At 71.7% G+C, this 24,692-nt stretch carries 18 protein-coding genes; 8 read left to right on the forward strand and 10 right to left on the reverse strand.

The genetic code is table 11. The annotated features are described in order from the left end of the window. Nucleotides 1–148 precede the first annotated feature (148 nt). Nucleotides 149–1,501: a GH1 family beta-glucosidase gene (locus tag ACFFIA_RS32685; protein WP_377258435.1), complete on the forward strand. Its 1,353-nt coding sequence runs from the start codon at nt 149–151 to the stop codon at nt 1,499–1,501. Here the strand turns inward: ACFFIA_RS32685 and ACFFIA_RS32690 are convergent. Beyond that, on the reverse strand, nt 1,498–4,149 hold the full coding sequence (locus ACFFIA_RS32690; RefSeq protein ID WP_377258439.1) for a glycoside hydrolase family 38 N-terminal domain-containing protein: 2,652 nt from the start codon (nt 4,147–4,149) through the stop codon (nt 1,498–1,500). The two genes, ACFFIA_RS32685 and ACFFIA_RS32690, sit on opposite strands and share 4 nt — an antisense overlap. A 320-nt stretch (nt 4,150–4,469) precedes the next feature. On the opposite strand from ACFFIA_RS32690, the gene ACFFIA_RS32695 reads away from it, so the two are divergent. The 3 genes from ACFFIA_RS32695 (at nt 4,470) to ACFFIA_RS32705 (ending at nt 7,757) form a co-directional block, all read left to right on the forward strand. Then, a complete protein-coding gene (locus ACFFIA_RS32695) occupies nt 4,470–5,843 on the forward strand; it encodes an ABC transporter substrate-binding protein (RefSeq protein ID WP_377258442.1) in 1,374 nt (457 codons plus the stop codon). A gap of 95 nt (nt 5,844–5,938) precedes the next feature. Further along, the gene (locus ACFFIA_RS32700) at nt 5,939–6,886 is read left to right on the forward strand and encodes a carbohydrate ABC transporter permease (protein WP_377258445.1); all 948 of its coding nucleotides are present in this window, start codon (nt 5,939–5,941) and stop codon (nt 6,884–6,886) included. Between the two features lie 28 nt (nt 6,887–6,914). Beyond that, nucleotides 6,915–7,757: a carbohydrate ABC transporter permease gene (locus ACFFIA_RS32705; RefSeq protein ID WP_377258447.1), complete on the forward strand. Its 843-nt coding sequence runs from the start codon at nt 6,915–6,917 to the stop codon at nt 7,755–7,757. A gap of 97 nt (nt 7,758–7,854) precedes the next feature. Here ACFFIA_RS32705 and ACFFIA_RS32710 read toward each other — a convergent pair whose 3' ends face one another. Continuing rightward, nucleotides 7,855–9,420 (reverse strand): MFS transporter, encoded by a 1,566-nt coding sequence (locus ACFFIA_RS32710; RefSeq protein WP_377258450.1) that lies wholly within the window; start codon nt 9,418–9,420, stop codon nt 7,855–7,857. Nucleotides 9,421–9,500: 80 nt separating this feature from the next. On the opposite strand from ACFFIA_RS32710, the gene ACFFIA_RS32715 reads away from it, so the two are divergent. Beyond that, nucleotides 9,501–10,178, forward strand: coding sequence for a TetR/AcrR family transcriptional regulator (locus ACFFIA_RS32715; RefSeq protein ID WP_377258454.1), 678 nt, complete (start codon nt 9,501–9,503; stop codon nt 10,176–10,178). Nucleotides 10,179–10,372: 194 nt separating this feature from the next. Here ACFFIA_RS32715 and ACFFIA_RS32720 read toward each other — a convergent pair whose 3' ends face one another. Together ACFFIA_RS32720 and ACFFIA_RS32725 are read right to left on the reverse strand one after the other, a co-directional pair. Next, nucleotides 10,373–12,421 (reverse strand): hypothetical protein, encoded by a 2,049-nt coding sequence (locus ACFFIA_RS32720; RefSeq protein ID WP_377258457.1) that lies wholly within the window; start codon nt 12,419–12,421, stop codon nt 10,373–10,375. A 37-nt stretch (nt 12,422–12,458) separates the two neighbouring features. After that, entirely contained in the window at nt 12,459–13,472 is a 1,014-nt protein-coding gene (locus tag ACFFIA_RS32725) for a hypothetical protein (RefSeq protein ID WP_377258460.1), read from the reverse strand. A 129-nt stretch (nt 13,473–13,601) separates the two neighbouring features. Between ACFFIA_RS32725 and ACFFIA_RS32730 the strand changes: the two genes are divergently transcribed. Continuing rightward, nucleotides 13,602–14,597, forward strand: a complete 996-nt coding sequence (locus ACFFIA_RS32730; protein WP_377258548.1) for a hydroxyacid dehydrogenase — start codon at nt 13,602–13,604, stop codon at nt 14,595–14,597. Nucleotides 14,598–14,706: 109 nt separating this feature from the next. Beyond that, the gene (locus tag ACFFIA_RS32735) at nt 14,707–16,773 is read left to right on the forward strand and encodes an NHL repeat-containing protein (RefSeq protein ID WP_377258463.1); all 2,067 of its coding nucleotides are present in this window, start codon (nt 14,707–14,709) and stop codon (nt 16,771–16,773) included. Nucleotides 16,774–16,825: 52 nt separating this feature from the next. Here ACFFIA_RS32735 and ACFFIA_RS32740 read toward each other — a convergent pair whose 3' ends face one another. From ACFFIA_RS32740 to ACFFIA_RS32765, 6 genes are all read right to left on the reverse strand, one after another. Then, nucleotides 16,826–17,998: a DegT/DnrJ/EryC1/StrS family aminotransferase gene (locus tag ACFFIA_RS32740; RefSeq protein ID WP_377258466.1), complete on the reverse strand. Its 1,173-nt coding sequence runs from the start codon at nt 17,996–17,998 to the stop codon at nt 16,826–16,828. Then, nucleotides 17,995–19,563 carry an amidohydrolase family protein gene (locus ACFFIA_RS32745; protein ID WP_377258469.1) on the reverse strand — a complete coding sequence of 523 codons (1,569 nt, stop codon included), beginning with the start codon at nt 19,561–19,563 and terminating at the stop codon, nt 17,995–17,997. Before ACFFIA_RS32745 ends, ACFFIA_RS32740 begins: the two co-directional genes overlap by 4 nt. Nucleotides 19,564–19,613: 50 nt before the next feature. Further along, nucleotides 19,614–20,558: a dihydrodipicolinate synthase family protein gene (locus ACFFIA_RS32750; RefSeq protein ID WP_377258472.1), complete on the reverse strand. Its 945-nt coding sequence runs from the start codon at nt 20,556–20,558 to the stop codon at nt 19,614–19,616. A 98-nt stretch (nt 20,559–20,656) separates the two neighbouring features. Then, a complete protein-coding gene (locus ACFFIA_RS32755; RefSeq protein WP_377258475.1) occupies nt 20,657–21,397 on the reverse strand; it encodes an amidohydrolase family protein in 741 nt (246 codons plus the stop codon). Continuing rightward, nucleotides 21,394–22,128 carry an amidohydrolase family protein gene (locus ACFFIA_RS32760; RefSeq protein WP_377258478.1) on the reverse strand — a complete coding sequence of 245 codons (735 nt, stop codon included), beginning with the start codon at nt 22,126–22,128 and terminating at the stop codon, nt 21,394–21,396. The genes ACFFIA_RS32755 and ACFFIA_RS32760 overlap by 4 nt, the downstream gene beginning before the upstream one ends. After that, nucleotides 22,125–23,321, reverse strand: a complete 1,197-nt coding sequence (locus ACFFIA_RS32765) for a DegT/DnrJ/EryC1/StrS family aminotransferase (RefSeq protein ID WP_377258481.1) — start codon at nt 23,319–23,321, stop codon at nt 22,125–22,127. Before ACFFIA_RS32765 ends, ACFFIA_RS32760 begins: the two co-directional genes overlap by 4 nt. A gap of 56 nt (nt 23,322–23,377) precedes the next feature. Between ACFFIA_RS32765 and ACFFIA_RS32770 the strand changes: the two genes are divergently transcribed. Beyond that, nucleotides 23,378–24,607, forward strand: coding sequence for a helix-turn-helix domain-containing protein (locus ACFFIA_RS32770; RefSeq protein ID WP_377258484.1), 1,230 nt, complete (start codon nt 23,378–23,380; stop codon nt 24,605–24,607). The last annotated feature ends 85 nt before the right edge of the window (nt 24,608–24,692 follow it).

The raw sequence follows: 24,692 nt of genomic DNA on the forward strand, positions 1-24,692 counted from the left end.
CACGCCGGTTCTGCCGTTCAGGACGCGCGCCGGATGAACCGTGGTCTACCGCTGATACCGCCACCGTGCGCGTGAGGGTTTCCAGCGCTGGATCCCGGTGACATGATTCGCCACGACTGGTGGGAAGTCCTCGGCGAAAGGGCTTGGCGTGCGCGAGTTTCCAGACGGCTTCCGCTGGGGAGCGGCGACGTCGGCATACCAGATCGAGGGCGGCGCCGCCGAGCGCGGCCGGTCCATCTGGGACTCGTTCTGCGCCGTACCCGGCAACGTGTACCACGGCGACACGGCCGACGTCGCCTGCGACCACTATGGACGGTGGGCGGAGGATGTCGCGTTGATGGCCGAGTTGGGCCTGACGGCGTACCGCTTCTCGGTAGCCTGGCCGCGCGTGCTGCCGGCGGGCACGGGCGAGCCGGATCGACGGGGCCTCGACTTCTACTCGCGGCTGGTCGACGCGCTGCTGGAGCGGGGCATCGAGCCGGCGCTCACGCTGTACCACTGGGATCTGCCGGAGGCGCTGCACGAGCGCGGCGGCTGGCTCGAGCGCTCCACAGTAGACGCGTTCGTCGACTTCGCCGGCGCGGTGCGCGACCAGCTCGGCGACCGGGTCCGGCTCTGGACCACGCTCAACGAGCCGTGGGTCGCCGCCATGCTCGGATACGGCACGTCGCTCCTGCCGCCGGCGCTGGCCGACGGTGCCGCCGCGCTGCGGGCCGCCCACCACCTCCTGCTCGCGCACGGGCAGGCGGTGCCGGTGCTGCGCGGTGGCGACCGGCAGGTGGGCATCACGGTCAACCTGTCGCCGATGGTGCCGGCCACCTCGTCGGCCGAGGACGCGGCGGCGGCGGAGCGCTTCGACGGCTACCACAACCGGTGGTTTCTCGACCCCCTGCTGCGCGGGGCGTACCCGCAGGACATGGCCGACTGGTACGGCGCGGCGTTCGACGGTGTGGTGGCCCCCGGCGACCTGGCGACGATCGCCGCGCCGCTCGACTTCCTGGGCGTCAACTACTACTGCCGGATGCACATCGCCGCGGGCGCCGACGCCGCCGACCCGCTCACGCCCCGCCCGGCGGTGGGGGCCCGCCAGGTCAGCCCGAGCGGCGTGCCGGCGACCGCGATGGGCTGGCCGGTCGAGCCGGACGGGCTGCGCCAGATCCTGGTGCGGCTGCGCGCCGACCATCCCGGCCTGCCACCGGTGTACATCACGGAGAACGGCGCGGCCTTCCACGACTACGCCGACCCCGCCGGGGCGGTGCACGACCCGGAGCGCGTGGAGTACCTGCGCGGGCACCTGGGCGCGTTGCACGAGGCGATCGCGGCCGGGGTCGACGTGCGCGGCTATTTCTGCTGGTCGCTGCTGGACAACTTCGAGTGGCACCAGGGGTACGCCAAGCGGTTCGGCATCGTGCACGTCGACTTCGCCAGCCAACGGCGCACGCCCAAGACCAGCGCCCGCTGGTACTCCGAGGTGATCCGCGCCAACGGCCTCAGATCCTAAGCGGTGCGGAGCTGGATCGTCGCGATCTGCCAGGGGCGCAGCGGGAGGGTCGCGGCGCCGCCGTGGACAGGGATGGCGGCCCCGGGTTTGCCGAGCAGGTCGGCGAGCCGGGCTTCCGCGACGGGGCCGAAGTGGACGGTGGTGGGCCGGCTCGTCATCGCGACGACCCGGGCTTCGAGCCAGCGGGCGTCGCGGCGGCGAAGGCTCGTCATCACGACCCCGTCGCCGCGCACCGCGAGCCCGACCGAACGGCTGAGTTCGCCGCCGGGGGCCGCGCTGCCCCGGCTCGCGAGGGGTGGATGGCGGTACGCCTCGGCGGCATCGAGCACTCCCGCGGACTCCCACGTTCCCGGGTACGGCATGACCGCGAACGTGGCCCGGATCCGGTGGTCGATGAGCTGGGCCTCGGGGGTGGCCACGACGGGACCGGCGGGCTCGGGGCGCAGCGGATGGTCGGGGCGGCTGATCAGGCCGGTGGCGCGCAGCAGCGTGAGCGCGAGTTCGCCCGGCAGCAACTCGTACTCGGTGACCTGGTCCAGCAGGACGGCGGCGCCGCCGGCGGCGACGAACGAGTACGCGGGGAAGGTGGGCAAGGGCTCCTCACCGTGCCCGCCCTCGGCGGTGCGGCCGCGGGTCACGACCGCGAACTGGCCTTCGGCGTGTGACTCGGTCGCGGGGTGGGCGAGGGGGACGTGGAGGCGTGTCCGATGGTCGGGATGCCGGTTGGTGAAGGCGACGTCGAGCCGGCAGAAGGGCTCGCCGTGGCGGAGCTCGACCCGCGTGCTGACCTCGGTGGTGACCCGCCACGGGTAGGTGCGGCGGACCTCGATGGCACCGACGAGCGGCCCGGCTTCGAGGACGGTGACCGATGTGGACGACGGCTCGTCGAGCGGGGGCCGGCCGTCGGGGGCGTAGTTGTAGAGGTCGCCGCGGTCGCCGCCGTCGCTGAGGCGGCCGACGCCGGTCAGCACCACGCCGTTCGATGTGGACAGCGTCAGTGTGCCGTCGCCGGCGACGTCGACGGTCAGCCGTCCGTTGGTCAGGCGGTGCCCGGCCACGTGCACCTCGGCCTCCGGGGCCGGCGCCGGTTCGGCCCGCGCGGTCTGGAAGCCCAGCGGTGGCAGGAAGGCGGCCGCGTACCCGGTGCGCAGCGGCTCCTCCAGGATGCGGAGCCGCCACTCACCCTCAGTGATCAGGTCGGCCAGCTCGCGCGTCGCGGTGGTGATGCCCGGGCCGGACCGGCCCACGGTCACGGTGAGCTCCCGCGGGCCGGTGATCTCGACCGCCCGCGGGGTACGGGGAAGGAACTCCAGCCCCAGCGTCCCGTTGCGCAGCGCGCTGGCGACGAGCCCGGCCGGGCGTACGGTGTCCAGCAGCGCGCGGGACTCGTTGCGCCCGGTCTCCTGGAAGGGGACGAGTGCGCCGTCGGCGAGCCGCAGCGCCACGGCCGGCCACTCGTGCGGTGCCGCCACCTCGACCGCGACGACAGCGCGGCGGGCCGCAGGCGAGGGGTTGACCAGCAGTACGGCGTCGGCCGGGACGGTGGCGGCGAGGCTCTCCACCGTCCGGTCCACCACGGCGCGCCCGATCTGCTCGGCCTCGGCGATGCGGGCGGCCACCTGCGTCGCGGTCTCGTCGGCGCCGCAGCCGGTCACCGAGTCGTGGCAGGAGCTCTGCACCAGCCGCTGCCAGGCCAGCTCCAACAGCCGGGCGGGCCAGCGATCGGCCGGCTGCCATCGGGCCGCCAGCGGCTCGGCGTACCGCTCGACCAAGCGCTCGGCCGCCGACAGCGCGCGCTTGAGACGCGGCCGGCTGGAGAGCACGCCGGGCAGGATGTTGGCGCGGGCGTGGCTGCGCAGCTCGCCGTGCCAGACCGGCAGACCGTCCAGGTCGGATGGATCGAACAGCTCCAGGTACCGCTCCAGAGTGGAGAGTCGCACACCGCCGCCGGCGGACCTGACCGCGGACGCCAGCCACGGCGGCGGCGCGGAGTGGTCGAAGCCGGCCATGGCGAGCACCGGATCACCGCCGAACCACGGCCTGGCCCGGGCGGCGTGCTCGCTGGCGGCGACCGGGAAGCGCTCGGGGTCGGCGACCAGTTCCGTCGCGTTGCCATAGCCGCCGGGCAGGTACTCCGTGCGCACGGCCGTGCCGTCCGGGGCGTGCCACGCGAACGCGTGCCGGTCGACCGACGCCGGTACGCCGCGCCACACGCAGGCGTGCCGCAGCCCGGCCAGCGCCGGGATCTGCGGGATCTGCGCGCAGTGACCGAACATGTCCGGCAGGTAGCCGACAGGCATGGCCCCGCCGAGGTCCGCCGCTCGGCGCAGGCCCCATTCGAGGTTGCGCACGATGCTCTCGCCCGAGCACAGGAACTCGTCCATCAGGATCGCCCACGGCCCGATCGCGAACTGCCCGCTGGCGACCAGCGCGGCGATCCGGGGCGCCGCCTCGGGGCGTACCTCCAGGTAGTCGTCGACCACCGCCACCTGGCCGTCGAGCGTGAAGTGGAACGCCGGGTCGGCCTCCGCCCGCGCGACGACGTCGTCCATGAGGTCGACCAGGCGCAACCGGAACCGCTGGAACGGCTCGTACCACTCCCGGTCCCAGTGCGTGTGCGGAACCAGCCAGACCGGCTCGACCGGCATGTGGCACCTCTCTCGACATGAGGTCCCGTGCGGTTGTGTGAAATACGGCCCCGACCGTAACCAGCGCGGTACCCTCTGTCAATCCGACCGGATCTCTGCCGGCCCGGCGTGTCTCGCAAGCTTTCCTGTCCTGGGATGGCTGGCCTGTGTCCGGGTATCGGCCCTGGCCGTAACAAGAGCAGATCTTCGATCGCTATCCATTGCGGGCCGGCGGGCGCAGCGCGGGTCAAGGTCGGTCACAACTGGGAGGTGGAATCGGGCCGGCCCGTGGCGACGCTGGTGCGCGTCTCGGGGGCCGGGCGGCGCGACAGTGGCGACGAATGGTCACGCGTCGGTCTCGGCGCCTTGACCTGCGTGTCAGCGGGCTCCTATATTTCGGCCAGGACCGGTATTCGGACCGGCAGCGCGTCGACGCGGAGCGTACATCCGCGATGGTGGGAGGAAGGGTGCAGTTGAGAAAGGCCGCGGCCTTAGGCATCGCGACAGTGCTCACGGGGGCGCTCGCGGCGTGCGGAGGCGACAGCGGCGAGGAGCAGTCGGGTGGCGGCAGCGTCACCTTGTGGATGTATCCGGTGATCGCCGACCAGGCGAAGAGCCAGGCCTTCTGGAGCAAGGTCGAGACAGATTTCGAGGCCGCAAACGCTGGCATCGACGCGAAAATCGAACTACAGCCGTGGGACGGCCGTCAGGAGAAGATCACCACCGCGCTCGCCGCGGGCAAGGGCTTCGACCTGGTGGTGCTCGGCCCCGACCAGATACCGCAGTATGTCGAGCAGGGCACGCTCGCCCCGGTTGACGACGTGCTGACCGACAAGGCCGCATTCGCGCCAAACGCGATCAACGCCCTGTCGGTCGACGACAAGCTCTACGCGGTACCGATCTACCACACCGTCAACCTGCCGGTGTACAACAAGGCCGCCCTGGCCAAGGCGGGTATCACCGATCCGCCGGACACCTGGACGGAGATCAGGGAAGCGGCGCCGAAGCTGGCGGCGGCCGGGGTCTCGATGTTCCACTACGCTGGCGCGCCGAACGAGACGCTCAACCTCACGTTCTACCCGTTCCTCTGGCAGAACGGCGCCTCGGTGTTCAGCCCCGACGGAAAGTCGGTCGCCTTCAACCAGCCGGCCGGTGTCGAGGCGCTGCAGTTCCTGCTCGACCTCGAAGCGGCGGGCGGGCTCCAGCAGGGCGCGGCCACCGCCACCACGGTGCTCGACAACACCTCGTTCCTGAAGGGGACCACGGCGGCTGTCCCGACCGCGGCGCTGAGCCAGCTGCCGCAGATCGAGGGGGCCATCGGCGCTGAGAACGTCGTCATCGGTGAGCCGATCGAGGGCAAGAGCCGCGTGTCGTTCGGCATCCCCGGTGGCGTGGTGATGGCCAAGCACGCGGAGGGGAACGAGGCGGCGAAGAAGCTCGCCGCGTACCTCGGCAGCGCCGAGGTGATGGCGAGCCTGGCGAAGGAGTCCGGCTTCTTCCCGACCCGCCCGGACGTGCAGGTGCCGGACGCGACGGAGCAGGCGAACCAGTTCGCCGCCGCGCTCGACAAGATGTACCCGGGCGATACGCACCCCAAGGCACGCCAGGTGATGGCCGTCCTGGCGCCGCATCTCCAGGCGGCGCTGCAAGGCAAGAAGACGGCGCAGCAGGCACTCGACGACGCGGCCAAGGAGGCCAACGCCCTGTTGGGCTGATCGAGTGGCCACGTGGCCGGGGCACCGCGCTTGTGCCCCGGCCACAAGCTGCCTGATGGACGGGTCAGGATACGCCGATGGTGAGGGGAGCCCCAGTGGTGGATGTCGCGGACCGGCCGGCGGCGCCGGCGAAGACGGGGAAGCCCGGTCGCGGCGGCGGGCGCCGCAACGTGCCGTGGCGGGAGCGCGTACGCGAGCCGGCCGCCGGCCTGCTGTTCGTGCTGCCGATGCTGGTGCTGTTCGTGGTGTTCCGGTTCGTGCCCGCCTTCGGCGCGGTGGGGATGAGCTTCACCGACTACAAGATCAGCGGCGAGTTCGACATCGTCGGCGTCGACAACTACACGCGCCTGTTGAACGACCCCGTGTTCGCCTCGAGCCTCAAGGCGACGCTGCTCTACAGCGCCATCTACGTACCGCTGACAGTGTTAATCGCGCTCGGCACGGCGTTGCTGCTCAACAGCGTGCTGTGGGGGAGAGGGCTGTTCCGCCGGGCGCTCTTCCTGCCGTACGTCACCAGCTTCGTGCTCGCCGGAATCATCTGGCGCTGGGTCTACGAGCTGGATGGCCTGATCAACGGCCTGCTGGCGAAGGTCAGCCTCGGCCCGATCGACTTCCTCGGTGAGACGACGCTCGTACTGCCTTCGCTCGCCGTCGTGTCGGCGTGGAAGGGATTCGGCTACTCGATGCTGATCCTCCTGGCCGGACTCAAGTCGATCCCTGGGTCCTATCTGGAGGCGGCGCGCGTGGACGGCGCCAGCGCGTGGCAACGCTTCCGCCGGATCGTGCTGCCGCTGCTGCGCCCCGCGCTGTTCTTCGTGATCGTCATCGAGACCATCGGCGCCTTCCAGGTCTTCGACACGATCTACGTGATGACCGGCGGCGGGCCGGTGCGAGCCAGCTACACGCTCGTCTTCGGCCTCTTCGACCAGGGCTTCCGGTTCTTCGACTTCGGCTACGCCGCCACGATGGGCGTGGTCCTGTTCATCATCATCCTCGTGGTCTCGCTGATCCAGCGGCTCTTCCTCGACCGGGACAACACATGACCACCACGACGGAAGGGCGGGAGGACGCATGACCACCACGGCGGAAGAGAAGCCGCAGGCGCGCCCCACACTGGCGAACCTCTCGCTGACCGGCCTGCTCGCGATCGTCTCCCTGCTCACCGTGACGCCGTTCGCGCTCATGTTCGTCGTGGCGCTGTCGCCGGAGCACGCGCCGACGGTGCCGACGCAACTGCCCGACGGGCTCACGCTGGACAACATCACGCAGGTGCTGTCGGCCTCAGGGTTCGCCCGCTGGACCGTCAACTCGCTGATCTACTCGGTGGTCTCGGTGGTGCTGGTGCTGCTCACCGCCTCCATGGCCGGGTATGCCTTCGCGAAGAAGCGCTTCCCCGGCCGCGACACTCTCATGTGGTCGTTCCTCGCCACGCTGATGGTGCCGTTCCAGGCGATGCTGATCCCGTACTTCGTGATGGTCTCGGAGATGGGCGGGCTGGACACCTTCTGGGGCATGATCGTGCCGACGCTCGCCAACTCCCAGGCGGTCTTCCTCATGCGACAGTTCATCCGCGACCTGCCCAACGAACTGTTCGACGCGGCCAAAGTGGACGGCGCCTCGGAGTGGCGCATCTTCTGGCGGATCGTGCTGCCGCTGACCCGGCCGATTCTCGCCACGCTCGGCGTGTTCGTGTTCCTGTGGCACTGGAACGACTTCCTGTGGCCACTCGTGGTGGCACAGAGCGACGAGATGCGGACCCTCACCGTCGGCCTGGCGACGCTGCGCAGCGAGACCGTTCCACTGTCGACGATGATGGCCGCCGCGGCGGTGTCCGTGGTCCCGTGCCTGCTGGTCTTCGGCGTGCTCCAGCGTTACCTCGTCAACAGCATCGCGACCACCGGCCTGCGGAGCTGAACACCTGATCACCTGATCCCGCGTCCCGGCTGTGGCTTCGGCCGCAGCCGGGCGTTTCGCTGTCGCCCCGCCGGCAGCCCAGGACATCCACGGTCCGCTAACGATCCTGGGGCGACCGGGGTCGACGCAGGACGAGGGCCACGGCGACCAGGGCCGCTGCCCCGGTGACGAGGATCGAGCTCACGCCGGCGTACGCCTGGAGACCACGGGCCACGGCATCGTGCACCGCGTCGAGAAACGCCGGGCTGTGGGCAGCGAATCGTTCAGCGGTCGCGATCCCTTCGTGGACGCTGGATCCGGCGGATTCGACGGCTGTCTCCGGCACCTCCGGCGGCATGGCGCCGGGCAGGGAGACGCGGTAGACGAGCGTGCCGATCGCGCCGCCGGCGGCCACGCCGAGTGCGGTGCCCAGTTCGCCTCCGACCTCCTGGGCGGCGGCCGCCGAGCCCGTCTGCTCGGGCGGCGCGCTGGAGATGATCGAATCGCTGACCAGCGCGATCGCCACGCCGTGCCCGAACCCGATGACGGATATCGCCGCGACGAGCGGTGCCCCCGCGCCGGTGCCGGCGGCGACCAGCACCGCCCCGAGCGCGGCGATGACCAGCCCGCCCAGGATGATCGTGGTGGCGGGCATTCGCGCGGCGAGGGTGGGGGCGAGCATCGCCCCGGCGATGTTCACCGCGACGAACGGAAGTGTCCACAGACCCGCCTCCAGCGGCGAAAGGCCCGCAACCCATTGCAGGTGCTGCGTGAACAGGTAGAACGTGCCGACGACACCGACCCCCACGATCAGCAGGGTCGCCAGCGACACGGCCATGCGCCGGTTTGCTAGCAGGGCGAGGTCGAACAGCGGGTCGGGCAGCCGGCGTTGCCGGCGTACGAAGGCGGCCAGCACGGCGAGTCCGCCGGCCACGACGGCGAGGTTCGTCCACGCCGAACCGGTGCCGGCCTGCTGTCCCGCCGCGAGTTCCTGTAGCCCATACACCACGGCGAGCATCCCGACGACGGAGAGCGCGACGCTCGCCCCGTCGATCCCGGTACGGGTTCGCTCGCTGCGTTCCGGCAGCAGCCTGGCGCCCACGAGCAGGAACAGCAGCATCGGTGGCACGTTGACGAGGAAGACTGATCCCCACCAGAAGAACTCCAGCAGTGCGCCGCCAAGGAGTGGGCCGACCGCCCCGCCGACGGAGAAGGCGCTGAACATGATGGCGATGGCGAGCCGGCGCTGGCCGTCGTCGCGGAACATGACGCGCAGCAGCGAGAACAGCGACGGCATCAGGGTGGCTCCGGCGATTCCCATGAGGGCACGAACCGCGATCAGCATCTCCGCGCTCACGGAGAACGCCGCCACCGCGGACAGCGCGGTGAAGATGACCGAGCCGGTCAGCAGCAGCCGTCGCGGGCCGAAGCGGTCGCCGAGCCGTCCCATGGTGACGAGGAAGCCGGCGATCAGGAATCCGTAGACGTGGACGATCCACAGCGTCTGGGGCGCGGTGGGATTCAGGTCCGCGCTGAGGGTGGGCAGCGCGAAGAACAGCACCGTCAGGTCGGTCGAGAGCATCAGCATGGGCAGCACCAGCAGGGCGAGCCCGGCCCACTCCCGGCCAGTGGCGCGATCCGTCGGAGCTGCCTCCGCGGTTCGCTCATTTAAGTTACGTTCCATGACGTAACGATATCGGGTCCGCCGCGATCTCGCGACTTCGTTACGTTCGGGCACGTAACGGTGGGTATAGCCTGGGCCTCATGTCCGAGGCACACCGTCCCAGCACCGGGGGCAGCAGCGGCCGACCGCGCGACCCGCAGATCGACAACGCCGTGCTCGCCGCCACGCTGGACGTGCTCGACGAGGCGGGCTACAACCGGCTGACGCTCGAAGACGTCGCCCGCCGCGCCGGCACCTCGCGGCCGGCGATCTACCGCCGGTGGCCCGGCCGCGCACCGCTGGCGCTCGCCGCGATCGCGACCCGCCTCGACGTCCCCTCGCCGCCCGACACCGGCTGCACACTGTGCGACCTCGACGAGAGCTTCAACGTATTCCTCGCGGCCTATCGCACGATCCGCCCGGACGTCCTCAGTTCGCTCTACACCGACTGCGTGGCGGACCCTGAGCTACGGACACGCTTCATGGACACCGTCATCGACCCGTCCCGGCGAGCTGTCGGTCAGACGCTCGACCGCGCCATCGCCCGCGGCGACCTACGCGGGGACACCGACCGGGAACAGGTGCTCGACATCGTCGGGGCGCTGGTGCACTACCACGCGGTGTTCGGCCGCCGGCACATGACCGACGCCGAAGCCGCGAGCGCCATCGAAACGCTTCTGCGGGGCGTGGCGGTTGACTACCGCGGCCTCGTCGCACACAGCGAGGCGCTGGAGCGGAAACATGTGATCGCCCACGGGCTTGTGGACCACGGAGGGTGAGGCCGCGGGAAAGCGCCCCAAGAAGACGCTCCGCCGCGCTCCACGACTCCCCGGGACCCCGCGCGACGGTCTGTACCACGACGGACATCGCGGTAGCTCGATGTCTTGTGTCGCCGGGGCGAGCTTGTCACGACGGGCCGAAAGCTCCGCCCAGGTCGCTCGCACGACCTGGGCGGAGCCTTTTGAGTCGCGGGTCAGTCGTACCAGCGGCTCTCGATCAGGTGGTTGTTGGCCTGCAGGAAGTACTTCGGCCCGGTACCGCTGGTCGCGGTGGCGAAGAGGCTGGGCTGCGCCCGTACTCCCGCCGCAGTGTTGGCCATCGTGTCCGGGTTGACGCGGAGGAACGCCCCGACGGCGGTGCCGTACAGGTGGCCGTCGGTCGGGTCGAAGGCCAGGTTGACCGCCCGCGGCTGGAAGCCGATCACCGGCCCCCAGTTCCACGACGCGTAGTCGACCGTGCGGAGCACCTGCCGGGTCGCCGGGTCGAGCTCGAAGCCCTTGCCCGCGGTGACGCCGAACAGCCGGCCCTGGCCGTCGAACGCCAGCCCGCTCACACCGAGTTCACCGGGGATCGGCACGGTCTCCCACAGCTTCTGCCCGGAGGCGGCGTCGAGCGCGAACACTCGACCGTCCTGCCTGGACGGACAGCAGCCCAGCGAGCCACCGTAGACCACGCCGTCTCGGTACGTGATGGCACTGATCTCCTGCGGGCCGGCGATGCCCTTGAAGACGCGGTGTGTGCCGTCGTCCGGGTTGTAGAGGGTGAGCGCGCCGTCGGTCTCGCTGTTCTTCGGCGAGGTGCCGATGGCCAGGTAGTCGCCCGCGGACACCAGTGTCCACGGCCGCTCCTGCCCGTGCGCCTTGAGGTCGAACACCTTCCTCGGGTTGTTGTCGCCGAACGGCTGTGCCGGGTCGTACGCCCAGATCTCGGCGTTCGGGTACACACCGAGGTAGAGGATGCCGTCGTGCGTGGCGATGCCCTCGATCTGGTGGTAGAAGTCGTACACCGACCAGTCCTGCGTGCCCGGGTCCCAGGCGACGAGGCCGCCGGAGAAGTAGCCGCCGCCGTAGACCCGACCGTCCGGCCCGACGCCGATCGAACGCGGCGACGTCGGCGTACCGGTCAGCCCTTCGACCCGGTCGACCGAGCCCTGCTTCGTCACGGTGTCGTAGAGGAAGATCTGCCCGTTGGGCTGGCCGCCGACGATCACCTCGTGCCGGTTGGCCGGGTTGATCGTCCGCTCCAGGCCCTTGGCCGCGCCCAGCCCGCCGGTGTCCACGTTGCCGGCGAACCCGGTCGACCGGAAGCGCCCGCTGTGCGGCTGGTACGCGGTCAGCTCGCCGCCGCGCACCATGTAGACCTCGCCGTTGCGGGCCGCGCTGGTGACCGACTGCCCGGCGTAGGCGCCGAGGCTGCCCTTGCGGCTCCACTGCCGCCGCTTGATGTCGTAGACCCAGCCGACCGCCGGCTCGATCCCACCGGCGAACAGCACGTACAGGTAGCCGCCCGCGTCGTCGAGCTGGTACGTGTACTTGTCGCCCGAGACGCCGGGCGGCAGCGGGATCTCCTGCTTGGCGCCGGTGACCGGGTCGACCCGGTAGAACGCGGTGAACGGGCCGAGCCCCACGAACAGCTGCCCGTCCGCGTATTCGACCGAGCGTACGTACGTGTACCGGTCGCCGAAGGTCCCGTAGTCGCGGTACTGGCGCGTCTTCGGATCCCAACTGACCAGGTGGGCGGCGGGCAGCGTGCCGGTCGCGTACCCGTGGTAGGTGCCGATGTAGTACGTGCCGTGCTCGTCCGTGTCACCTTCCCACAGGAAGCTCACGTCCGGCAGCGGCCGGCCCACGTTCTGGATCTCGTCGCTGCCCCACGGCAGGTAGAACAGGTCTCCCTGCACGCTGGTGGCAACGTACACGTCCCCGTTGTCCGCCACCGATACGCCCCACGCGCCGGAGGCGTTCTCCATGGGGTACTTGCGCACAACCGTCCGGCTGAACGGGTCGATCTCGGCGAGGTAGGCAGGCGTGCCGGCGGCGGGCAGGCCGGTGACGGCGAGCCAGGTCCGGTACGTGCCGTCCGGCATCCGCGCGGTCTCGCCGCCGGAGGTGGTGGTCGCGGTTAGCGGCATCACACCGCGGTCCGCGTACTGTGGATAGTCGGCTGCGGTGGCGGCCGTGGCCGGTGTCAGTGCCAGGGCAGTGACCACGGCCGGCACCATCAGCCGTCTGAGTAGCGGCATTCCTTACCTTCCTGTGTGGACAATCCTTAGGTAGAGGTCAGTAGGGCAGCACGTACGCGTGGCTCATGTCCGAGTCGTGCGTGCTGGAGGAGCCGCGGGAGTCGGTGAGCCCGACGGCCGTCCCCTGGATGCCGGCGGTCTGTCCGCCCAGCCACTCCGCCTTGACGTAGGCGTTGAAGCGGGGGATGCAGCCCGCGGCCCTGCTGACCGTGAAGTCCGCCTTGTTCAGCGGCACGTACTTGTGGTGGACCCAGTACGGCACGTCGTGCGTGATCTGCACGCTGCTGTCGGTCTTGCAGAGCGTGCCGTCCGACTTCCACTGGTTGATGAAGAGCGTGAACTTCACCAGCGTCGTGTCGTACTTGTCGCAGGGGTTGTTCGGCCAGCAGACCATCAGCTCGACGTCGCCCACCACGTTGAGACCGTTGACGCTCGACGGCAGGTTGAAGTAGTCGAGCGCGGGCAGCCGTACCACCGGGATGCCGGCGTTGAGGCTGCGCACGCCGGCGCTGACGCTGGACTGCACCGGCTCGCCGTTGGTGGCGTTGACGACCGAGGTGTCGGCGAACTGGATGTACCCGCTCACGAGCCGGTACGTGGCGTCGTTGGCGTTGAGCGAGTTGCCCCGCACGTTGGCGGTGCAGGTGACCGTGCCGGCGACCCCGGGATGCACGAGGAAGCGGGTGTAGAGGGTCACGTCCTGCAAGGGGGAGCCCGAGTGGATGTCGTACACGTTCTGCCCGGTCACCATGTTCTTGCTCCAGCCGCCGGGCCCCTTGCAGACGACCTCGTTGTCGAAAAGGCTGCGGATGGTGGCGCCGTTGACCCGCATCTTCGAGACCACGTAGGCGGTCTGCGTCGCGGTCATGTTCAGCGAGACGGTGCCGACTGGCGTGACGTTCTGGTCTACACCGCCACCGGAGGGGAGCCCCGGAGCCAGGATCGTGCGGGGGTTGAAGGAGACGAAGGTTGCCGCTTGCGCGGGCGTTGCGACCAACAGGCTGGCGGCGAGTGCGAGGGCTGCCGTCGTGGCCAGGGAGCGGACGTTCAAGTCGGACCTCCTCATGGGCGCTTCCTAATTACGGGCTGGACCGATACGCTAGTCATGGCGTTACTGCCTGACAATGGGTGATTGTGACTGGCAGGCATACAGTTTTAGACCAGGCCGAAAGTGAGTGATATGCACCAGGGCCCCACCGTCGGGCTCGCCCTGAGCCATGCCTTGCGCGCCGCGCTCTTCGACGGCGAACGGGAGCGGGAGCTGGCCGCCGCCGGCACCGTCCTCGACTGTGGCGACCCGGGGGCACTCGGCGCGGCCCTGCCGGACGTCGACATCCTCGTCACCGGCTGGGGCATGCCCCGACTCCAGCCGCACCTGCTCGACACCGCGCCGCGCCTCAAGCTCATCGCCCACGCTGGGGCCGCCATCCGGCCGTTCGTGACGGAGGCCGTGTTCGCCCGGGGCATCCGCGTCACCCAGGCCGGCGCCGGCATGGCCCGCCCGGTCGCCGAGGTCGCGCTCGCGATGACCCTCGCGCTCCTGCATCGGGTACACCGGTACGACCACGCGATGCGCGCCCAGCGGCAGTGGCCGGTCGTCGGCGTGGTCACCGACCACCACGAGTTGTACGGCGCGACGGTGGGCGTCGTCGGCGCCTCCCGCACCGGCCGCGCCTACATCGAGATGGTGCGCCCGCTCGGCGCGCGCGTGCTGCTCTCCGACCCCTACGTCACCTCCGACGCGGCCAAGCACCTCGGCGTCGAGCTGCTGCCCCTGCCCGACCTGCTGGCCAGGTGCCGCATCGCCTGCGTCCACGCGCCCGCCACTCCCGCGACGCGCCACCTGTTGGGCGGTGCCGAGCTGAAGCTGCTGCCCGACGGCGCCGGCCTCGTCAACACCGCACGCTCCTGGCTCGTCGACCAGGAGGCGCTGCTCGCCGAGCTCCAAAGTGGACGGATCGACGCCGCGCTCGACGTGTACGACCACGAGCCGCTGCCCGCCGACCATCCGTACCGGACCCTGCCGAACGTGCTGCTGACTCCCCACGCCGCCGCGGCGACCGTGGAAGGCCGCCTGCGCCAGGGTCAGGTGCTCGCGTCCGAGGTCGCCCGCTTCGCCGCCGGCCTTCCGCTGGAGCACGAACTGCGCGCCGGCGACCTCGACCGGTTCGCCTGAACCAGGCTGTCCGAAGGGCCGCAAGGCCAGCTTAGGCGATTGACCAGCAGTGGATCATCCGTCTAGCCTCTCCAATTACGGTCCTGGCCCTTAATAATTTGGAGTGCACATGACCTATCGCCGATCGACCCGGGTGTGGTTGGCGGGGCTGCTGGCAGTGCTCGTCACGGCCGGCGTCCTGGCACCCGCCCCCGCCGCGGTGGCGGCCTCCTACCCGCAGTACGCCAACCGGGGCGCGATCCCGCTCACCGCCACGACCACGGCGGGCGGCGAGACGGCCCGCATGCCCGACGGCACCTACCGCACCTGGCTCGCCGTGAGCGGCCTGCCCGCCGCGGGAACCCCCGCCTACCTCGCCGAGGTCGACCCGTTCACCCGCACCGTGGTCCGCAAGTTCACCATGCCGGACGCGCAGGGCGCGTGGGGCGTCTCGGTCGCGTCCAACGGGGATGTCTTCGTCGCCACCTACGGCAAGGGCGCCCTCTTCCGCCTCCCGTGGGGCGGCGACCAGATCCAGAACCTCGGGGCGCCGACGCAGTACACCAGCTTCCTGTGGGAGGGCGACACCGACGACCAGGGCCGCCTCTACGTCGGCACCACCGAGGGCTTCGCCCCGGGTACCCTGCCGCCTGGCCGACTGGTCGGCTGGGATCCGGCCACCAACGCCTTCCGTGACTACGGCACCTTCGGCGACCGGTACACGTACGTCCGTTCGGTCGAGTACGCCGACGGCCAGCTCTACGTCGGGCTCGGCCCGGTGACCGCGTTCTACAAGGTGGACCCGGTGACCGGCGAGAAGACCGAGCTTCCGCTGCCGCCGGGCATGGCCCTGGACAAGTACACCTACCAGCTCGACGACGCGGCCGGCTTCCTGTACGTGATGTTCGCCGGCGGCGTGGAGGCCAGCTCCGGCTGGGTCTGGGACCTCAAGGCGGGCGGCTGGGCGCGGCGTGCCTCGCTCGGCGACTACCGCGGCCAGAGCGTGTCCAGCGCGGACCGGGCCGGTCGCGTCTACATGGTCCGCAACGGCGAGCTGACCGAGTACCATCCGCGCAGCGGGCACTTCCGCTCGACCGGCTTCGCCGGCAACGTCGACCTCGGCGGGCTCAGCGCGGCAAAGGGCATGGAACGGATCGTCGACCCCTCCACCGGGCACGAGCTCATCGTGGCGGGGCAGCCGGCGGGCGAGCTGATGGTCTACGACGTGCAGACCCGTACCGGCACGCTCGACCGCATCGCGGGCCTGACCGGAACAGCCACGGCCCCCCGCTCGCTCGCGGTCGGCCCGGACGGCCGGGTCTACGGCGGCGGCTACTTCTCCGGCGGCTTCGTTGCCTGGGACCCGCGCACCGGCGAGTGGACCACGTACGACTTCCGCCACCAGGTGGAGGGGATGGCCACCCACAACGGGATCCTGTACCTGGGCGTCTACCCGAACGCGGAGATCTGGGCGTACGACCCGGCGATCCCGTTCGGTGACAACAATCCCCGGAAGCTGTTCGACATGAAGGCGCAGGGGCAGGAGCGGCCCTGGACCCTCACGTCGGCGGGCGACTACCTGGCGGTCGGCACCTCGCCCAAGAACAGCCAGACCGACGGCGCCCTCGCCCTGTACAACCCGGCGGACGGCAGCCACGAGGTCTTCCACGGCATCGCCGGCGACCAGCAGGTCAGCGCCCTGACCTACCGGGACGGCGTGCTCTACGGCGGCTCGCTCGGCTGCTGCCCGGCCAAGAAGGAAGGGAAGGTCTTCGCGTTCGACGTCGCCTCCCGCACGAAGCTGTGGGAGACGGTGCCGCTCGCGGGGGAGCAGGGCGTCAACGCGCTCGCCTTCGACGGCCAGGGCCGGCTGTTCGGCATCACCGCCGGCAAGGCGTTCGAGCTGGACCCGGCGACGCGCGAGGTGCTGCGCAGCGTCGAGTACCGCGCGTACCCGTGGCCGACCATCACCAACTTCCAGCCGCGCGCGGTGAACCTGGTGTACGACCCGCACGACGGCTACCTGTACGGCACGGCGATCGGCTACCAGATGCGCATCGACCCCGACACGCTGGTGAACACCGGCGGCAACGTGCGGGGGAGCCTCTTCGCGGCGGATCCCAGCGGGCCGAAGTACATGTTGCAGAGCACGCTGCTGCTGGAAGCGCGTTGGTACGACTGGCCACCGGCCGGATAGGTGACCACACGGGAGGGGCGGCACCAGACCGGTGCCGCCCCTTTCTCGCTGTCTACAGCGCGCCGAGCACCTTGGCGAGCGCGGCGACGACGTCCTCCGCCTCGGCGGGATCGGCCATCAGCACGCTCTGCCGGAGCCAGAAGACCTGGCGGGAAGCGAGTGTCGCGTGCGGACAGTCGGCGATCCGGGCGTCGCTGTCCCGTACGGCGGGGAGCGTGCCGAGCGCCGGGTAGCCGAGGTCGACGGGTACGCCTTCGGCGGCGCACGCCTCGGCCACGAACCGGGCCTCGCGCTCGCCGAGCGGCCGCTCGACCCGGATCATCAGCAGGTGGCGGGAGTCGCGGGTCGTACCTGCTGGTTGTGGGACCACCGACGCGCCGATCGCCGCCTCGGCGAGCAGAGCCACGACGCGGGCCGCGAACGCCTCCCGGCGGTCGATCTCCGCGTCGAGCCGGTCGAGCCAGGGAAGCAGCAGGGCCGCCTGAAGCTCGGTCAGCCGCAGGTTCCAGCCGATCTCCGGATGCTCGTACCAGGCTCCGCCGAGGCGGCGCCCGACGTTGCACAGCGACCAGATCCGGCGGTAAACCTCGGGATCGCGGCACACCACGAGCCCGCCCTCGCCGGCGGTCATCGCCTTCGACGACTGGAAGCTGAACGTGCCGGCGTCGCCGATCCCACCGACCGGCTGGTCACGGTAGCGGGCGCCGTGCGCCTGGGCGCAGTCTTCGACCACCGCGAGCCCGTGCCGCCGGGCGAGCGCGGTCAGCGGCGCCATGTCGGCGGGGCTGCCGGCCAGGTGCACCGGCATGACGGCCCTGGTGCGCGGCGTGATCGCGGCCTCCACCGCCTCCGGACCGAGGTGCAGGTGATCCGGGTCCACGTCCACGACGACCGGCACGGCACCGGCGAGCAGCACCGAGGTGGCGCACGCGACGAACGTGTACGCGGGCACGACGACCTCGTCTCCGGGCCGGACGCCGAGCGCGCGCAGCGCCACGAACAGCGCGAGCGTCCCGTTGCCGAGCGGCACCGCGTGGGGCGCCGCGGAGCGTTCGGCGAACCGCCGCGCGAAGTCGTCGCAGTGCGGCCCCTGCGTCGCGCCCCACTTGCCACTCTCCGCGATGCTCAACAGCAGCGCGCGCTGCGCGTCGTCGAGCGGTGGCGGCCAGGCCGGCCAGGGGCGGTCCCGTACCGGCTTGCCGCCGTCCCGGGCCAGTGCCGTCATGAGGCTCCTCCAATGTGGAGCAGTCGGGCCAGGTTGCCGCCGAGCACGGCGTCCCGGTCGGGTCCGTCCAGCGGTGCGCCCAGCACGCGGCCGAGCCCCTGGCGCAGGTCGAGAAAGCAGGCGTCGGAGCCGAACACCACGCGGTCGGCACCGGCGAGCCGGACCAGCTCGGCGATCCAGCGGGCGGTCATCCGCGAGCCGCACGTCTCCAGGTACACGTTGGGCACGTCGGCGACCAGCCGGGCGGCCCGCGCGAATCCGTACGGCCACAGCCCGGCGTGCCCCATCAGCAGCGGTACCTGGGGATGGCGGCGGCCGACCTCCGCGAACCGCACCGGATCCGACCACGACGAGTCGGTCTGGCCGTGCGCGAGCACGGGCACACCGTGCGCGGCGGCCAGCTCGAAGACGGGCGTGTACGCCGGATCGTCCAAAGTGCACTGGTGCACGTCGGGATGCAGCTTGACGCCCCACACGGCCTCGTGGCCCAGCAGCTCGCGTACGTCGTCCAGCCCGCCCGGGTCGTGCGGGTTGGCGACCAGCCACACGCCGAACCGCCCCGGATGCGTCTCGGCGGCGGCCAGCGCGCGCCGGTTGCCAACCGCCGGGTCGGCCCCGACGGCGAGCAGGTCCGAGATGCCGATCGTCGTGACGCCCAGCCGTGCGGCCATGGCGGCGAGCCCGTCCGCGCTCGGGTCGGGGATCAGGAAGTCGTGCCAGCCGCCGATGTGTCCGTGCGCGTCGAGGATCGGCCCTGTCCGCGGTGCGGAGCGGTCCGGCGCGTGTCCGGCACGGGTCGCCGGCCGTCCCAGCATCGCCGCGAGCGAGCCGCCCGCGACAAGCGCCCGGTCTTCGGGCTTCAGGGCCAGGTGGTCCAACTGGTGGCGCGGTCCGGCGTCGTCGAAGACCGGCGCGCCGGTGCCGAAGACCAGCCGCTGGGCTCCCCACCGCTCGGCGAACCACTCCACGGCTCCGGAGGTGTTGAGCGTGCCGGTTTCCAACCAGACGTTCGGTGAGGTGTCGAGCAGCTCCCCGAACTCGCGGAGCCGCCGGTAGCCGGGGCCGAGCACGAGCCAGTTGACGGTCGGATGGGCCGCCGACAGGGCGCGCAGCGTGGCGAGGGAGGTGTCGGCGGCGTCGATCGCCACCGCGATGCCCAGCCGGCCCAGGCGCTCCAGCCACCGCCGCGCGACCGGGCCGGCCGGGTCGAAGCGGTGCCGGGCGGGAGCGAGGCGCACCATAGCGACCCCGGCGGCGCGCAGTTCGTCGAGGTCTTCCAGCCGGGCCGGTACGGACGCGCCCGCGACGGCGGGGATCACGACCGGTACCGGACGCAGCCGCTCGACCCCGTCGAGGGCGGCGAAGAGCGCGCGGTTGGCCTCGGCGGGGTCACCGTGCAGGGCGTAGGCGTGGGTCACGTGGGCCTCGTCGACGCCCAGCCGGTCCATCTCCCCGAGCGTCCCCGCGACGGTGGCCGAGGGCCCCGCGCCGGTGGGAAGCGGCCCGAGCAAGCGGTGCGCGTCGACGACCGTCCCGTGTGGACCCGTGCCGTCAATAACGGCCATGACCGAAAATATAGTTGGCGGCCGACAGCAAGGTCAAGTAGCGGTGCCGCTCACGCCTCCGCGACGGTGGTGGCGTGGCCGGTCGGCACGCCGAGGCCGGCGCAGCACGCCAGCACGCGCTCCCGCTGGCCCGGCGGCAGGTCCGGCCCGAACAGGTCGCACGCCGTCTCGGCGGGCAGCCGCCCCTCGGCCGCCGCGATCCACAGCATCCGGCGCACGTAGCCGTCGAACGGCTCGGTGAAGGTGGCCGCGGCCAGCGCGTCCAGCCGCGCGGACGCCGCGAGGAAGTCACCGTGCCGGCCCTCGCCGAACGCCCGCATCACCGCCGCCGTGACCGGCGTGGCGGCCGCGGCCAGCCCGACCAGCGCCGCTTCCGCGCCCCACATCAGCGAGGGCCCGAACATGCGGTCTTCGCCGGTGATCGCGAGCCGTCGCGCGGAACGGGCCAGTGCCAGGCCGGTCTGGCAGGCGATGGCGTCGTGCAGCCGGGCCACCTTCAGCGCCGCCACGGCCGGATGGTCGAGCAGCGCGGCGAGCGCGGCCTGGGGGTACGGCCGGATGTAGAGGTCGAAGGCGATCAGCGGCAGCCCGGACCCGCGCCAGATCCTATCGTGCCGGGGCAGGGGATCGGTGCCCGGCGCCGGCGGGTAGACCATGACCCCGTCGGCCCCGAGGGACGCGGCCTGCGCGGCCTGGCGGACCAGGACCTCGTCGTCCTCCTCGGCACCGCCGCCGACGCCCACCACGACGGGTACGCCGAGCGCCACCGCGCGGCGGATCACCTCTTCGCGTACGCCCGCCGGCAGGTGCCCGCCCCGCCCGGTGTGCGCCAGCACGGCCAGCGCGTCGGCGCCGTCGGCCAGGAGCCCGCGCAGGTAGGCGTCGAGGACGGCCGGCTCGACCCGCCCGGCGGCGTCCATCGGCGTCGCGGCGGCCGCGGCCAGGCGCCCGCGCAGCCGGTCACGCAGGCTCGCCGCCCGGGGGTCGATCGACATCGGCTCAATGTAGTGCCGCCCGCCCCGCCGGACCAGGGCCTGTTCCACAAGGGCCGACCTCGCCGCGGGCCGGGGCGTGCCCTGGGGCCGGCGGGCGGTCAGGGCTGGTCGGGGCCGGGCAGGCGGAAGAGCTCGACCGCGTTGCGCCACATCAGGTGCTCGTGCTCGGTCGGGTCGAGGCGCGCGTCGGCGACCACGCCGAGGGACACCGCGGGGTCGATCAACGTGGCGTCGGTGCCGAAGAGGAACTGCCGTACCGGCACGCGGTCCAGGGCGTACCGGAGCTTGCCCGCGTCCGTGATCGAGCAGCACGGCTCCAGGTACATGCGGTCGCAGCGGGCGGCCGCCTCGGCACCGGACCGCCAGGCGGGACCGCCCATGTGCCCGGCGACGACCCGCAGCGCGGGCTCCGCCTCCAGGTGGTCCAGCAGGGCGAAGACATCGTCGCCCCAGGTGTGCACCAGCGCCGGTACCCCGGCCTGTGCCACCAGGGCGAGGGCGTCGCGCATCGCCGCCGAGGCGATCGGCCGGCCGGGGTACGTCGTATGGATCTTGACGCCGACGAAGCGGCCGGTCGGCAGGTATTCGGCCAGGTCGCGCTCGGCGGCGGCCAGGTGGTTGGGGTTGACCACCACGTAGCCGAGCAGCCGGGGAGTGCCCGCCAGGACCGTGGCCAGGGCGCGGTTGCCGGCCGGCGCGTCGTAGACCACCGCCTCCGTCGAGGAGACGATCTGCACCGTGATGCCGTACTTATCCATGAGCGACAGGTTTGTCCCGACCGCTCCCACGTCCATCGCGAAGAACCATGGCCCGAGGTGGGCGTGCACATCGACGATCACGGAGTGCCCGCCTCGAGCCAGCCCGCCGCGGTGCCCCCGGCGACCATCGCCCACTCCGCCGGCGCCAGCGCGGCCCGCCGCAGCCGCAGCGCCGCCGGGCCGACCGCGTGCAGCGGCGCCCGCGACCCGTAGGCCAGGTGCCCGGCGCCCACCTCACCGGCGATCCGCTCGATCGAGTCGGGGCTGTTGAGCAGGCGGGTCGACGCGACGAAGCCGGGCTCGCGGCGGGCGAGCAGCACGAAGTCGGCGACGTGGTACGCGTGCACGTCGAGGAAGCAGACCCGGGCCCCTCGGTCCGCGAACGGCATCCAGAAGCGCCGCACGTCGCCCTCGGTCAGGATCGTCATGCCCGCGGCGAGGCTGACGTCGACGATGTGCCGGAAGCCCGGATGCTCCGGCTCGGCGCCCTGCTCGACCGGAAACAACCTCACCACGCGTACGCCGGCGTCGGCGAGCCGCGCGACCTCCGCCTCCGCGACCAGCGCGTCCCGGCAGTCGACCGTCCCCACCGGTACCAGCCGAGGCGCGGCCGCCGCCCGGGCCGCCGCGAGGGTCTCGTCGTTTCCCTCGCCGGCCTGGTAGAGCGCCCCGCGCAGGGAACACGCGAACGCCCCGGCGACACCGTGCCCGGCGAGCGATCCGGAGACGGCCTCGACGCTCGCGTCGACGTCGTGCTTGGGGGCCTTGCCGAAGAGCACGTCCACGTCCCACGCGATCGAGGGCTCGGTCACCGGCCGGTCACTTCCCGGTGTACGGCCCGGATCGCGGCCACGACGGCCGTGACGTGCTCTTCGGTGTACGCCTCGTTCCAGTCCAGCACCACCAGCGTGCGGCCGACGAGCTGGTCCGCCCGCGGGCAGGCGGCCGGCGCGTGCCCCGCGTCCAGCGGGAACCGCGACGACCCGTAGACCGGCGCGCCAGTCAACGCCGGCGCGTGGTTGAGCGCCTCCTCCAGGTAGCCAGGCCGGGCCGGGATCCCGCGCGCGGCGAGCGCCGAGGCGAACTCCTGGTTGCCGACCGGCAGCCCCGCGTCGAGCACGATCGGCATGAGCCACCACGCGTGCCGGTCCACGTCTGCCGCCAGGTGCAGCCCGGGCAGCGGGCCCAGTTCGGCCAGCAGCCGGTGGGCGGTGGCGCGGCGGCGGGCGAGTACGCCGGGGAGCTTCGCGAGCTGGGCCCGCGCGACCGCCGCCTGAAGCTCGGTCATCCGGTAGTTGAGCCCGAACGTCTGGTGCCGCCGGCCCTTGTCGCGCGGCCAGCCCTTGTCGGCGAACAGGCGCATGCGGCGGGCGAGGTCGGCGTCGTCCGTGATCGTCAGGCCGCCGTCGCCGCACGTGATGTGCTTCCACTGCTGGAGGCTGAAGCAGCCGATCGCCCCGGCGGTGCCGGCGAGCCGGCCGTCCGGGTAGCGGGCGAGCCACGCCTGCGCGCAGTCTTCGATCAGCGGTACGCCGTGCCGGTCGGCGATCTGGCGCAGCTCCGCGGGGGCGGTGGCGCCGAAGAGGTGCACCGCGACGATCGCCTTCGTGCGGGGGCCGATCGCGCTCTCGACGGCGGCCGGGTCGAGGTTGCCGGTCACCGGGTCGACGTCGGCGAAGACCGGTACGGCGTTCTGCGCGAGGATCGGCCCGACGGTGCCGAAATCGGTGATTGGCGAGGTAATGATCTCGTCGCCCGGATCGGGTCCGGCGGCCGCGACCGCGAGGTGGATGGCGGCGGTACCGGAGCTGGCGGCGACCGCGTGGCCGACGCCGTGCAGGGCGGCCATCTCACGTTCCAGCGCGCGCGTCTCGGTACCCCATACGCTGTTGAGCATCCCGGATCGCAGCACCCGGGTGACCGCCTCGACCTCTTCGGCGCCGATGGTCCGGCCGGCCGCTTCGGCCACGCTGGGAAACCGCAGGTGCTCAAGGGCGTCAGTCATAGCGGTCCAGACCGTAATCTAGAGTTGTTGGGAACGCAACCAGCCGGGAGGAAGCGGTGAGCATCGTCATCGGCATCGTTGGTCCGCACGACCTTGTCGACGAAGTGGCGGAGGTCTGTGAGGAGCAGGCCGGTGTCACCCCGCTCCGGCTGGTGTACGACCACGAGTCCGAGGCGGCGGGCATCGTGGAGGCATACAGCGCCTCGGTCGGCGCGTGGCTGTTCACCGGGATCGTCCCGTACACCTTGGCCCACGAGGCGGGCACGCTGTCCCGGGCCGCGACTTTCGTCGACTACATGGGCGCCACGTTGTTGCAGGCGCTGGTGCGGCTGCTCCACGAGAAGCAGGACATCACCCGGCTGTCCGTCGACACGCTGCCCGCCGCCGACGTCCTCGGCACGCTTCGCGAGGCGGGCCTGCCGACCGACGGCGTGCGTACCTTGCCGTACCGGCCGGGGCAGAGTTCCGAAGACGTGGTGGCCTTCCACCGCCGGCACCATCGCGGTGCGCACAAGGGCGTCGCGGTCACCTGCCTCAGCTCGGCGTACGACGTGCTCGCCGAGGAGTTGCCCGCGCTGCGGCTCGCGCCGTCCAGCCACTCGGTGCGGGTCGCTCTGCGGCAGCTGCTTCTGGCCGCCGACAACCAGGCGCAGGAGGACGCGCATCTCGCCCTCGGCTTGGTCGACCTCCCGGAGGGCGGAGACGAGGCCGGACTCCTCAAGGAGGTCGCGGCGCTCGGCGGCAGCGTGGCCCGTGCCAAGGGCGGCACCCACATGATCATTACGACCCGGGGGCCGCTCGCCAGCGCCAGCGGCGGCTTCACCGCGCTGCCGATGCTGCGCCGGCTCGCCGACCGGCACGCGGTGGTGCGCCTCGGTTTCGGCCTCGGCCGCAGTGCGGCGGAGGCGGAGAGCCTGGCCCGGCGGGCGCTGGCCCGGGCGCGGCGGATCGGCGACGTCGCGGCGGTGGTCTCCCTGCGCGGCGACACCGACCTCGTCCTCGAGTCCGATCAGGCGATCCCGCCGGCCGCCGGAGAAAACCTGGCCTACGTGGCGCAGCGGGTCGGCCTGTCGGTGCCGACGTTGCAGCGACTGCAAGGGGCGTGGGAGGCGACCGGTGCCAAGTCACTGACCACATCGGACGTTGCCACGCACCTCGGCGTCCAGCAGCGCACCGCGCGGCGGCTGCTGCACCGGCTGGAGATGGCGGGCCTGGCCGAGCGCGAGGGCAACCGAAACTCGGGCCCCCGCGGGCGCCCGCTGACGCTGTACCGGCTGACTCTCTAGCGTTCGTCTGGCTTGTGGCTTTCGGCGTTGGCGCGTCGGGCTGGTTGGGGAAGCCCGACGCGCCAGCCACTGCCCTTGTGCGGCA

This window comes from Phytohabitans kaempferiae (assembly GCF_042433955.1).
GTDB classification, from domain to species: Bacteria; Actinomycetota; Actinomycetes; order Mycobacteriales; family Micromonosporaceae; genus Phytohabitans; species Phytohabitans kaempferiae.

Bases quoted from the DNA above. Each gene is read 5' to 3' on its own strand.
- ACFFIA_RS32690 (WP_377258439.1), bottom strand. From the start codon at position 4,149: ATGCCGGTCGAGCCGGTCTGGCTGGTTCCGCACACGCACTGGGACCGG.
- ACFFIA_RS32695 (WP_377258442.1), top strand. From the start codon at position 4,470: ATGGTCACGCGTCGGTCTCGGCGCCTTGACCTGCGTGTCAGCGGGCTC.
- ACFFIA_RS32705 (WP_377258447.1), top strand. From the start codon at position 6,915: ATGACCACCACGGCGGAAGAGAAGCCGCAGGCGCGCCCCACACTGGCG.
- ACFFIA_RS32710 (WP_377258450.1), bottom strand. From the start codon at position 9,420: ATGGAACGTAACTTAAATGAGCGAACCGCGGAGGCAGCTCCGACGGAT.
- ACFFIA_RS32715 (WP_377258454.1), top strand. From the start codon at position 9,501: ATGTCCGAGGCACACCGTCCCAGCACCGGGGGCAGCAGCGGCCGACCG.
- ACFFIA_RS32720 (WP_377258457.1), bottom strand. From the start codon at position 12,421: ATGCCGCTACTCAGACGGCTGATGGTGCCGGCCGTGGTCACTGCCCTG.
- ACFFIA_RS32730 (WP_377258548.1), top strand. From the start codon at position 13,602: ATGCACCAGGGCCCCACCGTCGGGCTCGCCCTGAGCCATGCCTTGCGC.
- ACFFIA_RS32735 (WP_377258463.1), top strand. From the start codon at position 14,707: ATGACCTATCGCCGATCGACCCGGGTGTGGTTGGCGGGGCTGCTGGCA.
- ACFFIA_RS32740 (WP_377258466.1), bottom strand. From the start codon at position 17,998: ATGACGGCACTGGCCCGGGACGGCGGCAAGCCGGTACGGGACCGCCCC.
- ACFFIA_RS32745 (WP_377258469.1), bottom strand. From the start codon at position 19,563: ATGGCCGTTATTGACGGCACGGGTCCACACGGGACGGTCGTCGACGCG.
- ACFFIA_RS32750 (WP_377258472.1), bottom strand. From the start codon at position 20,558: ATGTCGATCGACCCCCGGGCGGCGAGCCTGCGTGACCGGCTGCGCGGG.
- ACFFIA_RS32765 (WP_377258481.1), bottom strand. From the start codon at position 23,321: ATGACTGACGCCCTTGAGCACCTGCGGTTTCCCAGCGTGGCCGAAGCG.